The organism is Salinispora sp. CH2A1_6 (assembly GCF_056820975.1).
The window spans coordinates 1-13004 of record NZ_JBXEDG010000001.1 but is presented as its reverse complement, the minus strand read 5'-3'; the positions used below and the strand labels follow the sequence as shown (position 1 = coordinate 13004).

General features: G+C 70.5%; 12 protein-coding genes. 2 read left to right on the top strand and 10 right to left on the bottom strand.

Going from position 1 to position 13004, the window contains the following annotated elements; all coding sequences use genetic code 11:
- Positions 1-11: 11 nt before the first annotated feature.
- The 7 genes from AC1UKG_RS00060 to murJ form a co-directional block, all read right to left on the bottom strand.
- The gene (locus AC1UKG_RS00060) at positions 12-1190 is read right to left on the bottom strand and encodes an N-acetylmuramoyl-L-alanine amidase (protein ID WP_018743518.1); all 1179 of its coding nucleotides are present in this window, start codon (positions 1188-1190) and stop codon (positions 12-14) included.
- Positions 1191-1399: 209 nt separating this feature from the next.
- The gene (trxA, locus tag AC1UKG_RS00055; protein ID WP_018730980.1) at positions 1400-1723 is read right to left on the bottom strand and encodes a thioredoxin; all 324 of its coding nucleotides are present in this window, start codon (positions 1721-1723) and stop codon (positions 1400-1402) included.
- 34 nt (positions 1724-1757) lie between these two features.
- A complete protein-coding gene (trxB, locus tag AC1UKG_RS00050) occupies positions 1758-2711 on the bottom strand; it encodes a thioredoxin-disulfide reductase (protein WP_018730981.1) in 954 nt (317 codons plus the stop codon).
- A 190-nt stretch (positions 2712-2901) separates the two neighbouring features.
- Positions 2902-3879, bottom strand: a complete 978-nt coding sequence (locus AC1UKG_RS00045; RefSeq protein ID WP_026271308.1) for a hypothetical protein — start codon at positions 3877-3879, stop codon at positions 2902-2904.
- A complete protein-coding gene (gene sigM / locus AC1UKG_RS00040; protein WP_482642821.1) occupies positions 3876-4610 on the bottom strand; it encodes an RNA polymerase sigma factor SigM in 735 nt (244 codons plus the stop codon). Before sigM ends, AC1UKG_RS00045 begins: the two co-directional genes overlap by 4 nt.
- 43 nt (positions 4611-4653) lie before the next feature.
- Entirely contained in the window at positions 4654-6255 is a 1602-nt protein-coding gene (locus tag AC1UKG_RS00035; RefSeq protein WP_018813946.1) for a protein kinase family protein, read from the bottom strand.
- A gap of 467 nt (positions 6256-6722) precedes the next feature.
- Positions 6723-8465 carry a murein biosynthesis integral membrane protein MurJ gene (murJ, locus tag AC1UKG_RS00030; protein ID WP_482642892.1) on the bottom strand — a complete coding sequence of 581 codons (1743 nt, stop codon included), beginning with the start codon at positions 8463-8465 and terminating at the stop codon, positions 6723-6725.
- A 144-nt stretch (positions 8466-8609) separates the two neighbouring features.
- Here murJ and AC1UKG_RS00025 point away from each other — a divergent pair, with 144 nt between their 5' ends.
- Entirely contained in the window at positions 8610-10067 is a 1458-nt protein-coding gene (locus AC1UKG_RS00025) for a CCA tRNA nucleotidyltransferase (RefSeq protein WP_018743513.1), read from the top strand.
- Positions 10068-10074: 7 nt separating this feature from the next.
- Here the strand turns inward: AC1UKG_RS00025 and AC1UKG_RS00020 are convergent, their stop codons facing one another.
- Positions 10075-11205, bottom strand: coding sequence for a PD40 domain-containing protein (locus AC1UKG_RS00020; protein ID WP_018813948.1), 1131 nt, complete (start codon positions 11203-11205; stop codon positions 10075-10077).
- A complete protein-coding gene (locus AC1UKG_RS00015; protein WP_018743511.1) occupies positions 11202-11717 on the bottom strand; it encodes a SigE family RNA polymerase sigma factor in 516 nt (171 codons plus the stop codon). The genes AC1UKG_RS00020 and AC1UKG_RS00015 overlap by 4 nt, the downstream gene beginning before the upstream one ends.
- A 121-nt stretch (positions 11718-11838) precedes the next feature.
- On the opposite strand from AC1UKG_RS00015, the gene AC1UKG_RS00010 reads away from it, so the two are divergent.
- The gene (locus AC1UKG_RS00010; RefSeq protein ID WP_018743510.1) at positions 11839-12243 is read left to right on the top strand and encodes a hypothetical protein; all 405 of its coding nucleotides are present in this window, start codon (positions 11839-11841) and stop codon (positions 12241-12243) included.
- Between the two features lie 24 nt (positions 12244-12267).
- Here the strand turns inward: AC1UKG_RS00010 and AC1UKG_RS00005 are convergent, their stop codons facing one another.
- Positions 12268-12888, bottom strand: coding sequence for a TetR/AcrR family transcriptional regulator (locus AC1UKG_RS00005; protein ID WP_018743509.1), 621 nt, complete (start codon positions 12886-12888; stop codon positions 12268-12270).
- Between the last annotated feature and the right edge of the window lie 116 nt (positions 12889-13004).

Below are 13004 nucleotides of genomic sequence, written 5' to 3'. Positions count from 1 at the left end.
CACCGCTTCGGTCAGTCAACCACGGTCCCGGCGGCCACGCTCTCGGCCGCCACCATCGCCCGCAGCTTGCTCACGTCGATCGAACCGGTGGGTACGTCTTGTTCGATCGGGTAGTACATCCGCTGGATGGCCGCGACGATCGCCTCCACCACTCGGTCCCGGAACCGTGGTTCGACCAACCGGGACCGGTCCGCCGGCGAGGTCAGGTAGCCCACCTCGACCCGGACGGCCGGCATTCGGGTCAGCCGGAGGAGGTCCCACGCCTTTGCATGGGACCGACAGTCGCGCAGCCCGGTTCGCGCCACGATCTCCCGCTGTACGAGGCCGGCGAGGCGTTCGCCAGTGGTGGAGGTGACGCCGTTGTCAGTGCCGTAGTGGTAGGTGGCCACGCCGTCGGCGGCCGGATTGACGTGGCCGTCGAGGTGCAGGGAGATGAACACGTCCGCGCCGAGCGAGTTGGCCAGTGCGGCCCGGTCAACGTCGGGCAGGCGGTCCCGCTGTGCCGGACCGCGGGTCAGCTGCACTCGTACCCCGGCCGCGGCGAGTCGCCCCTCGAGGCGACTGGCGAGGTCGTGCACCAGGTCGGCCTCGGTCCAGTGCAACTGCCCCTCGGGCACGGTCACGCCCGGATCGATGCCGCCGTGCCCCGGGTCGATGACCACCATCCGCCCGACCAGGGTGGGACCGGACTGACGGATGGCGTCGGATTCACGAAGCCACTGTGGGCGCCCGCCGACCACCTTGCGGCCGAGGCGTCGCAGCGAGTTCACGGTGTGGGGGCCGCAGGTGCCATCCGGGACCAGCCCCACCTCGCGTTGGAACTGGGCGAGCGCCCGGGCTGTTCGGACACCGTAGATGGCGTCCGCCCGGCCGACGTCGTAGCCCATCTCGAGGAGCCGTTCCTGGAGCGATCGGATGTCCTCACCGATGAGGGGTTCCGGTACGGAGTGGTAGAGGCTACGGGCACCCAGCCGCCAGCGGGCCGCGTCCAGGGCCTGCCATGTCTCGGTGCCGACTCGACCGTCCACGCTCAGCCCGCGGGACTGTTGGAAGGCTCGGACGGCACGTTCGGTGCGGGCGTCGAACTCGTCGCTGTCCGGTGCTGCCGGGACGAGCAGGTCGAGGCCGGCCAGCACCTTACGGATCTCGGTGACCGCCGGTCCACGGTCGCCGGGTCGGATCGGACGCACGCTCGACCCCCTTTTGCACGGATGCTGGCTGACCGGATGGCCCGGCGAGACTGCCGATGGCCTGTTCCGGTGGCCCCGCCGACGACCGGCGGTGTTGTCTCTGGGATTGAGGTTAGGCGCTTGCCGGGCCCGAGGTGCGTCGGCCGGAAAAAGACCTGCCCCCCGCACCCGGTGGAGCGGATGCGGGGGGCAGGTGTGTCAGGCGCTGGTCAGAGCGCGGACTGGATGAGCTTGACCAGCTCTCCCTTGGGCTTGGCGCCGGCGATCGACTGCACTGGCTTGCCGTTTTTGAACACGGTGAGCGTCGGCACCGACATGATCCGGTAGTTACGGGCGGTCTCCGGGTTGTCGTCGATGTTGAGCTTGACGATGCTGACCTGATCGCCCATCTCACCGGCGATCTCTTCGAGCAGTGGCGACACCTTCCGGCACGGCCCGCACCACTCCGCCCAGAAGTCCACCAGAACCGGCTTGTCGGACTGCAGTACCTCGGTGGTGAAGCTGGCGTCAGTGACCGACTTGGTTGCTCCCACTACGTTCCCTCCTCGGGGGATGTGTTTCAGAATTTCAGCCCTGGATCGTGGCGATGAAGCGCTCGGCATCCAGAGCAGCGGCGCAGCCCGTACCGGCGGCGGTGATGGCCTGCCGGTAGGTGTGGTCAACCAGATCACCGGCGGCGAACACCCCCGGGATGCTGGTCTTGGTGCTGGGCGCGTCCACCTTCACATACCCCTCGTCGTCCAGGTCCACCTGGTCACGGAAGAGCTCGCTGCGGGGATCGTGGCCGATCGCCACGAAGACGCCAGTCACGTCGAGCACCCGGGTATCGCCGGTGTGCACGTGGCGGAGCCGGACGCCCGAAACCTTGCCATCGGCGCCGAGGATCTCCTCCACCACGGCGTTCCACTCGACCTTGATCTTGTCGTTGCCCAGCGCACGCTCGGCCATGATCTTGCTGGCCCGGAATGAGTCCCGGCGGTGGACAATCGTGACCGACTCGGCGAAGCGGGTCAGGAAGTTGGCCTCCTCCATCGCCGAGTCACCACCGCCGACGACGATGATGTGCTGGTTGCGGAAGAAGAAGCCGTCGCAGGTGGCGCAGGACGACACGCCGTGGCCGAGGTACTCCTGCTCCCCCGGCACCCCCAGCGGGCGCCAGGCGGAGCCGGTGGCGAGGATGACGGCCTTTGCTCGATAGCTGGTCTCCCCCACCCAGACGGTGCTGACCGCGTCTGAGCCGACCTCGCCGGTGTTCTTGAGTTCAACCCGGGTCACATCGTCGGTCAGGAACTCGGCGCCGAAGCGCTCGGCCTGCTTGCGCATGCTGTCCATCAGCTCAGGGCCGAGAATGCCGTCGGCGAACCCCGGGAAGTTCTCCACCTCGGTCGTCGTCATCAACGCGCCACCGGACTGCGCCCCCTCGATGACCAGCGGTGCGAGGTTCGCGCGCGCGGCGTAGACCGCCGCCGTGTACCCGGCTGGCCCGGAGCCGATGATGATCAGGTTGCGGACGTCGTCCACTGCCGTCTCCCGATTCGTCTGTGTGTTCGCCGACGGCGCGCACCGACGGCGAGTCGGTGCCGATACCCCTGAATCAGGCATCGGCAGCTGATGTAGAGAACGCCATCGTACGAACCGGGAATTCCCGAGCCGGTCATCCGGTGGGTCAGCTCACGTCACGGCACCACACCCCGCGACCGTTGTTGGGGTTCTACCCTACCCGCGTACGGTACTGGGTGTCCGCGCCCGACCCGGATACCCCGCACTCGGGCCCACTGACCCAGGCCCAGCGGGTACCAGTCGCATCGGTGAACCGGACGACCAGCGCCGGTCGGCCCTCGAAGCGGGCGTAGTCCACCAGCTCGACCGCCAACCGGCCGGCGTCGTGCTCGGTGCCGATCTCGGCCAGGCAGGTTTCGAGCGCGCCCGGTTCCGCCAGCCGATCGAGCCCGACCGACCCCGCCGTCCGGTCGCCCTGGATTCCCACGCCGGATGGCTCCGACTCGGTGATGCCCACGCCGGATGGCTCCGACTCGGTGGTGCCCTCGCGGGAGAGTTGCTGCGGCGATGAGGCCGGATCCGCCAAGTCCTCCCGCTGGTAGTCCGTACCGGTCTGGATCGGTGGTCCGGCGGTGCCCACCGGCCCGGCGGCGGCCTGCTCCGTGGCGCCGGTGCCTGGCCCCGGACCGTCTGTCCCTCGGTCGAGTTGGTCCAGGCCGAGCAGCCCGACAGCGGCCACCGCCACCGCGGCAAGCGCGACGGGAGCACCGACCCGCTGCCAGCGCCGACGCCGCCGGCCGGGCCCGGCGGCGGCCACTCGAGGAGTGCCGCCGGGGCGCCGCGAACCAGCGTGCGGCTGAGCCGGCACGACCGAAGGGCGTGCGGCCCTGCCGGCCGGCACGCCCTCGGCTGGTGTGCCCTCGGTCGCCGTCGCAACGTCGGTCGCGGCCAGCGCGGTGCGGATCTGATCGGCCACCGCCGCCGGCATCTCCTCCGCCGTCCCATAGGCGACCAGGGCGGCGTGGACCTCCGCGACCGCCGGCGCGAGCCGGGCGTAGGCGTCCGCCCAGGCCGTGTCCCGTTCGACCAGGCGGGCGACGGTCACCTCGTCGGGAGTGCCCGCGAGTGCCCCGCCGACATAGTCGGCGAGCACATCGTGGTCGACCTCCCGGAACCCCCCGGTCGTCACAGCTCCTCCTGGTTGGCTTCGCGCCGGGGTCGCCCCGACACCGATCGGACGCCACCGCGCGGCTGCTGGTTCCGTCCCGTGACGGCTGGCACGCCCCCATCCGAGAATGGCTGCTCCGGTGCCGTCCGGAGATAGCCGAGCGTCGCTGCCAGACGGGCCCGGCCCCGGGCACACCGGCTCTTCACCGTCCCCTCAGCTACCTCAAGGATGCGGGCAACCTCGGCTACCGGGTAGCCCTGCACATCAACCAGGAGCAGCGCCGCGCGTTGCTCGACCGGGAGCGCGGCCAGTGCCTCCCGCACCACCAGAGCGGTGTCGTGGTCGGGCACGGGAGCGGCTGGCTCCGCGCCACCGGTGGCACCTGCCACGTCGCGTACGCCGTCCGGCAGTGGCACCGTCGGATGCGCCTGGCGGCGTCGGATCCGGTCCAGGCAGGCGTTGACCACAATCCGGTGCAGCCAGGTGGTCACCGCAGAGTCACCCCGGAACCGCCCAGCGGCCCGATGGGCAGAGAGCAACGCGTCCTGCAGCGCGTCGGCCGCCTCCTCCCGGTCGCCGAGGGTGCGGATCGCCACCGCCCAGAGCCGGTCGCGGTGCCGGCGAAGTAACTCGGCAAAGGCGTCCCGATCGCCGGCGACGTGTGCGCGCAGCAGGTCGAGATCGGAGGCGGGGCCGGCTACCGGCGGGCTGCTACTGCCCACCGGTCGCTCGGCCGACCCGTTCGGCGCCATCACCACGCCCGGCGGAGACAGTGCCGGGGACGCGGTGAGCGGATCACGAGACCTTGATCTCCTGGATGCCCACCTTGTAACCGCCGTCACTCGGCGGCAGCTCGGTCAGCCAGACGAGCAGGTACTGGTATTCCGTGTCCGCGTCGAACGCGTCGAAGGTCATCGTCGTGCCGGCGTCTTCCTTGGCCGGCCCGATCGGGTTCTGCTCGTACTCCTCGAAGAGCGCATTGTCGCCCGCGCTCGAGGAGGGGTGCTCGTTGGTGCCCGTGAACAACCGGGCCGACGCGCCCCGCGCCGAGAGCTGGACCTGCAGGGACGTAAGGGTGCGAGGCTCGCCGAGATCGAGCCAGACGCCCATGCCCCGCTTGATCCGGCCGAAATCCGGGTGCCCCTTGTAGGTCTGGGTCTCCCAGCCCTCATCCACGCTGCCGTCGAACACCTTCTCGGCGTCGCGAACCTCGGCGCGGTCCCCGCTGTCCGGGTCAATGATCTTCGCAGCGGTGATGGTCGGCGGTTCGGCTGCTGGGGGGTCGGACGGGTCTTCACCGGCCGTCGTGGTGGGGGAAGGGTTGGCGGCCGTCGTCGGGTCCCGGTCGCTGTCCCCGCTACCGCTGAGCACGCTGATGCCGATCAGGAGGCCGACGAGCGCTACGGCGAGGAGGCTGGCGATCCCGACGGCGAACTTGCGCCCGCCGGCTGCGGCCAGCGGTGACGGCTCGTCTCCGGTCTCGGCGGTGAACCGCAGCGGGCCGTTGCTTTCCAGGAAGTGCTCATCGGCCGGGACGTCCAGCCGGGCCAGCTCCGCGGCGAGGACATCCGACGGTGGGGGCGGGAGCGAGCCGTCCAGCAGATCCATGGCGAGGTCGTCCAGGTACGCCGGAACCCCGGCCCGCACCTGGCGCGGCGCGGCGAGCGCACCCTCCGGGCCGCGGACCGCGTCCGGGGTCGCCGCCCGCCCGTGTCCGGCGGTGGCACCGTGTAACGGGACTTCGGCGTGAGGCCAGTGGCCGGTCAGCGCGAAGTAGAGGACACCGCCGACCGCGCGGATGTCGCTGGCCTGGCTGTCGGCCCCGTCGGTGCGGGCGTCCGCCAACACCACCCGACCGTCGTCACTGATCATGATCGTGCCGGGGTGGACGTTGCCGTGCACCATCCCGGTGGCGTGCACGGCGGCCAGGGCGCTCGCGACGGCGTTACCGACGGCGGTCGCCCGAGCCGGATCCAGCGCCCCCGCGGCCACGATTTCCCGCAGCGACTGTCCGTCGACCCACTCGCGGACCACGTAGGCCCGCTCGCCCTCGTCGATCGCGTCGTAGACTCCGACCAGGTTGGGGTGGATGACCCGACTGGCCGCGACGGCGGCCTGGAGCATCTCGGTGGCGGAGTCGCCGCCCGGGTAGCGCAGCACCACGGCGACGGGACGGCGCAACACGACATCGACCCCGCGCCAGAGCAGCCGGCCAGCGCTGTCGTTGTTGATGTGCGCGACGAGCTCGTACCGCTCGGCGAGTACATCACCGGCGATCGGAGCACCGAAGGTCATGATCGGCGGAGCGTTCTCGTCCGCCTCCTGACCCTCGCCGACCTGGGTCACCCGTCCTCCCTCGGTGATCGTGTCGATCGATGGACCAGCGTTGCTGGGCATGGTGGCTTCCGCTCTGCCCTCCACGAACCGGCCGGCCGTCGTCGGCGCCCGCGCCGACGCTTGCCACACCCGTCGAGAGTGACCTTACCTGGGTTCCCGGCCTTCCCCAGCATGTCATCTGCCCGCCGCACCGGTAGCGGCTGCCGGGCTCGGGTTACTTGTCCGGTTATATCCGTTGTCGGCGGTGTCGCTGGCGCATGTACTAGCCAATCTAGAGGTTGACCGCTAGTAGTTGCCGCAGGGGCTGGGGTCAGGTGGCGGGGCACCTGGGGCAGGTTCCCGGGTCCGCCCCGGACATGCCTCCCCGCCCGGCTGGTTATCCACAGGATTCCGCGGCAACTGAGCGGCCGGGCGGGAGTTATCCACAGCCGTATCCCCAGATTGGTGATCCTCGTTCACGCAGAGTGCACTCCCGTCGGTGGCAGCTCCGATCGTCCACGCCCCGAGAAACGGTCAGAACGGGACGCTCAGTGACCGAGTCGGCGGCGGACCATGGTGACCACCTCGGTGACCTCCCCGATCCGGAGCAGCATGGCGAGCCCGAGGTAGCTGAGACCGATCGCCGCCCCGCCGATCAGCAGCTGGACCGCCGCCGCGAACCACCCGAGCTCCTCCGGGCGGCCCGGCAGCAGGCGGACCACCAGGAGGCCGACCAGCGCGGCTCCGAGCGCGGCGACCAGCACCCTGCCCACCGTACGCATGATCCCGCCCAGTCCGATCCGGCCGACCCGGGGCCGCAGCAGCAGCGCGGAGAGCACCACCGCCGCCAGGTACGAGATCGCGTTGCCGAGCATCATGCCGGCCGCCGCGAAGGTGGCGGGCAGAGCGACGAAGAGCCCGACCTGGAGCAGCACCCGCAGCGCCACCACCGGAATGTTGACCAGCGCGGGCGTACGGGTGTCCGGCAGTGCGTAGAACGCGAACGTGAGGAGCTGGCTGACCGCGAAGGGCACCAGGCCGATCGCGGCGACCAGCAGCACGGTGGCGGTGGCGGTGGCGTTCTCCCCGGTGAACGCGCCGTATCGGAACACCACCACGGAGATCGGCGCGGCCAGCACGGCGTAGCAGACCGCCACCGGGGCGAGGACGGCCGTGACCATCCGGGTGCCCCGGGACAGGTCGGCCGTGAGGTCGGTGAATCGGCCGTCCGCCGCGGCGGCGCTCATCCGGGGCATCAGCGCGGTGATGATCGAGACCGCGATGATGCCGTGCGCCATCATCAGCAGTAGGAAGACGTTGTTGTAGATCAGCAGGCCGGCGTCGTCCTCGCCGGCCACCCGGGTGAGCAGGTTGACCACCACGAAGAGCCCGAGCTGGTTGACCGCGACGTAGCAGAACATCCAGGCGCCCAGTCGGGCCAACTCCCGCAGCCCCAACGCGCGGAAGTCGAAGCGAAGCTTCCACCGGAAGCCGACCTTGCGTAGCGCGGGCAGCAGACCCGCGGCCTGCACCGCCACCCCGAGCAGGGTGCCGCCGCCGACCAGCAGGATCCGGTCCGTTCCGACCTGGCCCGGCTGGAGCGGCTGCGCGCCGTAGACCCAGATGTAGAGGCCGAAGGTGCCGATGGCCACCAGGTTGTTCAGGATCGGCGCCCACATCGGAGCGGCGAAGTGCCCGCGTGTGTTCAGCACGGCGGCGATCAGCGCGCTGATGCCGGTGAAGAACAACATCGGCAGCATCAGGTACGACAGGTTGGTGACCAGGCCCCGGTAGTCCTCGTCCTTGCCGCCGGCGTAGATGCCGGTCAGCACCGGAGCCAGGACCACCGCGATCAGGGCGGCGGCGGCGAGCGCCACCACCGCCAGGGTGAGCAGCCGCTGGGCGTACGCCTCGCCCCGGTCCGGGTCGGTCTTGCGTCGCCGGACCAGCACCGGAACCAGCACGCTGGTGAGCACTCCGCCGAGCAGGAACTCGTACACCTGGTTGGGGAGGAAGATCGCCGTGGTGTACGCGTTACCGACCAGGTTGCCCAGGGCCGCGCCGATCATCAGGTTCCGGATGAAACCCGTGCCCCGACTGACCAGGCTGCCCGCGGCCATCACCAGGCTGTTCGCCGCGGCGCTCCCCTCAGCCACCGCCTCATCCGGGGGCGCGACCGCCTCGGCGGCCGGCTGGTTCAGCGGCTCAGCCGAGATGAAGATCGCGTCGTCACCCGTCGGTCGGCCACCGTCGCCCAGCGCGTTGGCGCTGCGGTAGAGCCGGCCGCTCATCGTTGTCGCCTCCAGGGTCTGGTCGGTGCCCAGCACCGACCATGGGTCCGTGGGCGAGGGCCTCGACACAGACTAGTCGTCGGCCGAGCATCATCCGCGCCCGGCGGACGCCGGGCCCGGTCGGACCGATAGGCTGGCCCTCCCATGTCCGACTCCGCACCGCACGCCGCCGACCGCCGCGAACTCACCGCCGCGCAGCGCACCGCCGTGGCCGAACTGCTCCGGGTCTCCCCGGTCGCCGACGAGTTAGGCCGCCGCTTCGCGAGCGCCGGTCACGAACTGCACCTGGTCGGCGGGTCAGTCCGCGACGCACTGCTTGGCCGCCTCGGCGACGACCTGGACTTCTGCACCGACGCGCAGCCGGACGAGACGCTGCGGATCGTGCGTGGTTGGGCTGAGGCGATCTGGGAGACCGGGCGGGAGTTCGGCACCATCGGAGTGCAGCGCGACGGTCTGCGGCTGGAGATCACGACCTTCCGTGCGGAGGTGTATGACCAGGTCAGCCGCAACCCGGTGGTGCAGTACGGCACGAGCCTCGCCGAGGACCTGAAGCGGCGGGACTTCACCGTCAACGCGATGGCGGTCAGCCTGCCCGAGCATCGCTTCACCGACCCGCACGGCGGGTTGGCAGATCTCGCGGCCAAAGTGGTCCGTACCCCGGCGGCGCCGGAGGAGTCGTTCCGCGACGACCCGCTGCGGATGCTGCGGGCGGCCCGGTTCGCCGCGCAGCTGCGGTTCGCCGTGCACCCGGACGTCCGGGCGGCGATGGTCCGGATGGCCGCCGACCTGGACCGGATCACGGCGGAGCGGATCCGGGACGAGTTCACCAAGCTGCTCTGCGGCGCCGACCCGGTCGCCGGCCTGCGGCTGCTGGTCGACACCGGGCTGGCCGAGCGCTTCCTGCCCGAGCTGACCGGCCTCAAGCTGGAGATCGACGAACACGCCCAGCACAAGGACGTGTACGAGCACACGCTGACCGTGGTGCGCAACGCCATCTCGTACGAGGAGGACGGCTGCGACTTCATCCTCCGGATGGCCGCGCTCATGCACGACGTCGGAAAGCCGGCGACGAAGGCGGTCGGGCCGGACGGTCGGGTCAGCTTCCACCACCACGAGGTGGTCGGTGCCCGGATGACCAAGGCCCGGATGAAGGCGCTGCGCTTCCCCCGGGAGACCACCACGAAGGTCACCGCACTGGTCGCGCTGCATCTGCGGTTCTACGGGTACGGCCGGGGCGAGTGGACCGACTCGGCGGTGCGCCGGTACGTCACCGACGCCGGTGACCTGCTGGCGCGGCTACACAAGCTGACCCGCTCCGACTGCACCACCCGTAACCGGCGCAAGGCCGCCGGGCTCGCCGCCGACTACGACGCGCTGGAGGAGCGGATCGCCCGGCTCGCGGCCGAGGAGGATCTGGCCCGGGTCCGCCCCGACCTGGACGGCAACGCGATCATGGAGCTGCTCGGCGTACCGCCGGGTCCGGTCGTCGGGCAGGCCTGGAAACACCTCAAGGAGGTACGGCTGGAGCGGGGCCCGCTGGGGCGGGACGAGGCCGAGGCCGAGCTGCTGCGCTGGTCCCGCGAGCAGGGAATCGTCGAGTAGCCCGCTGTCAACGGGGTGCCACCAGAGCGATCAGTTGCCGCCCGACCTCGCCCGGAAGGGCCTGCCGGATGAGTTCCCGACCATCCAGGTCGATCAGCACCATCTCCCCGGTCAGCCGGTCCTGGTACAGCAATCGGTTGTCGGGGCCCCACGCCGCCTCCGCGCTCGCCGTCGGCCCGAACACGCGCCCGGTGGCCACCTCGACGATCTCCGGCCCCTGCGGGCCCTTGACCACCACCCGCTCGCCGTCCGGCGACCAGGACCACGGTCCGGTGGGGTCCCCCTTGATCGGGAGGAACCGGGTCGGACGGCCGTCGTCGGGGGAGAAGAGCTGTACCCCCCGCCGGATGTGCGGCGCCGCCTCGGAGCGGGGTGCGGTGGGGTCGGTCTGTTGCCACACCACCTCCCGGCCGTCCCGGGTCCAGGTGAAGTAGCAGTAGTCGGTGCAGAAGTACCTCTCGGTGTCCACCGGGAACAGCTGCCATTCGCCGGTGGCACTCAGCACGCCGAGGGCCGTGTGTCGTCCGATGGTCAGGGCGATTCGGCTGCCGTCGGGTGACCACTGTGGCGTCATGGTGTGCTGACCGGTACGCACCCAGCGGACCGCGCCGCTGTCCAGGTCGAGTAACCCGAACTCGCCCGGCCGGTCGTAGTCCACCACCCCCGCGACCGCACCGCTGGGCGAGGTCCAGATCTCGTCGTACTCGTCGGTGCTGACGTACTGGTCCTGGGTGCGGTCCAACGCGTACCCCTGCTGGATGATGCGCTCGCCGTCCGGCGTGTGGGACGTGCCGGTTGGGGTGGCACCGACCAGCAGCCATCCGCCGGGCAGCGGCAGGGGCCGCTGGGTCCAGTCTCCGGTGGGTGCCGGTATCCGGGATGGGCTCGGTGCCGCTGAGCTCGACGGCGGAACCCAGGCGGCCGGGCCCGGCTCGGGGGCGGTTGGCCGGAGCCAGACGAAGGGAGCGGCCAGGGCGACCAGTGTCGCCAGCGCGCCACCGGTCATGGCGAGTCGCCGTCGGCGCCGCAGCCGTCGGCCCCGGCTTCGCGCGGCGTCGGCGAGGTTGGTCGTCGGGCGGGCCTCGTCGGCTAGTTCCCGCAGGGCGGTCCGCAGGTCCTGTTCGGTTGGTCCGTTCATCTCCGCTCCTCGGTGCGGTGTCCGTCGAGTGCGGGAACCAGCTGCCGCAGCCGGGCCAACGCCCGGGACGCCTGACTGGCGACCGTGCCGGCCCGGCAGCCGAGCAGCTCGGCGGTCTGCTCGACACTCAGGTCTTCCAGGTAGCGCAGGGTCAGTACCGCGCGTTGCCGTGGTGGCAGCGCCAGCAGTGCCTCGCGCAGCAGCAGCCGCAGGTCGACCTCGTGCCCGCGGTCGGGTCCGCCGACCCGGTCGGGCGGCACGGCGACCGGGAACTCCGGCCGGCGGGAACGGCGCCGCCAGCCGGACACCTGGTCCCGGTAGAGGATCTGGCGTACGTACGGCTCGGCGTCCCCCCGGATCCGTGGCCAGCGGGCGTACGCCTTGGCCAGCGCGGTCTGGAGCAGGTCCTCGGCGCCGTGCTGGCTGCCGGCCAGGGCATAGGCGGCCCGCAGTAGAACACCACCCCGTTCGTTGACGAACGTGGTGAACTCCCCGTCAATGCGTTCGGACACCGGTCACCTCCCCTACCTCTGACGCCGGCGACCGCTGAGAGCTTGCCCGTCGGGGAAATCTAGATGTTGACAAGATTCGGGTGGAGGTTCATCTTTACATTGACTAGTTGGAGGTGTCCGCATGTCCCCGTCAACGCTGAACACCGCCGGAATCCTGCTGATCACCGTCGTGACGATCGGGTTGGGCGGACTGGCCCTGCTCCGGCACCTCGCCGGGCGCACGGCCGGCTATCTGGACAATCCGGTCCGCCGGGGCCTCTGGACCGCCGGGCACGCGCACGCCGGGGTGCTGGTCCTCTTCGCCCTCGTTGCCCTCCCCTACATCGAACAGGCCGACGTGGGGGACGGCACCCGTACGCTGATCCGGCTGCTCTTCGTCGCCGCCCCGATCCTGATGCCGCTCGGCTTCTTCCTCTCGGTGGTCCGGCCCCGGGACACGAAGCCCAACAAACTCATCTGGCTCACCGTCGCTGGCGGCGCCAGCCTCACCGCCGGCACCCTGCTGCTCGGGGTGAGCCTCCTCTGAGCCCGGTCAGGTGGTGCCCGGGGGTTACCCCGTCGTGGTGGCTTGTGGCCGGTCCGTGGCTAGTGCGGTGTCGATGAGTGTGGTGGCGGCGGCGCGGGCGTGGTGGGCGGCGTCGTTGGTGCCGGCGATGGCGGCGGTGGTCTGGGCTCCCTCGGCGAGGATGGCGAGTTGGTGGGCGAGTGCGGCGGGGGCGCCGGCATTCGCGACCAGTTCGGCCAGGCGTGCCTGGAAACTCGCCTTGTGCTCGCGGATGAGCGTGGCGATGTGGGGTGCGGTGCCGCCGAGCTCGCCGAAGGTGTTGATGAAGACGCAGCCGCGGAAGTCGTCCTCGTCAAACCAGCGGGCCAGCACGTCGTAGACGGCGAGTAGTTGGTCCCGGGGTGTGCCGCTGCCGGTGGCGATGGCGGCTTCGACGAGGCTGTTCCAGATACCGCGCCGGCGGTGCAGGACGGCCTCGACGAGGTTCTCCTTGGAGGGGAACAGCTGGTAGAGGCGTTTCAGAGAGACGCCGGACTCGTTGCGTAGAGCGTCCATGCCCACGGCGTTTATGCCGCGGCTGTAGTAGAGCCGGTCAGCGGTGATCAGGATGTGTTCGCGGATCTGCTCGGTCTGGGATGTGGTCCGGTTTCGGGTGGTGGGGGGCATGGCTTCCTCTTGTCCCGGGTCAAGTGTGGTGACGGTCACGCTGCCCCGAGTGGCGCAGGGGAACGTTCGTTCTCTAACGTACTACCCAACGCAAGTGAGAACGAACGTTCTCACCT

Excerpts from the sequence above, each read along its gene's own strand:
- murJ (WP_482642892.1), bottom strand. The coding sequence starts at position 8,465 with ATGAGCGGCCGGCTCTACCGCAGCGCCAACGCGCTGGGCGACGGTGGC.
- AC1UKG_RS00025 (WP_018743513.1), top strand. The coding sequence starts at position 8,610 with ATGTCCGACTCCGCACCGCACGCCGCCGACCGCCGCGAACTCACCGCC.
- AC1UKG_RS00010 (WP_018743510.1), top strand. The coding sequence starts at position 11,839 with ATGTCCCCGTCAACGCTGAACACCGCCGGAATCCTGCTGATCACCGTC.
- AC1UKG_RS00035 (WP_018813946.1), bottom strand. The coding sequence starts at position 6,255 with ATGCCCAGCAACGCTGGTCCATCGATCGACACGATCACCGAGGGAGGA.
- AC1UKG_RS00005 (WP_018743509.1), bottom strand. The coding sequence starts at position 12,888 with ATGCCCCCCACCACCCGAAACCGGACCACATCCCAGACCGAGCAGATC.
- sigM (WP_482642821.1), bottom strand. The coding sequence starts at position 4,610 with ATGGCGCCGAACGGGTCGGCCGAGCGACCGGTGGGCAGTAGCAGCCCG.
- AC1UKG_RS00020 (WP_018813948.1), bottom strand. The coding sequence starts at position 11,205 with ATGAACGGACCAACCGAACAGGACCTGCGGACCGCCCTGCGGGAACTA.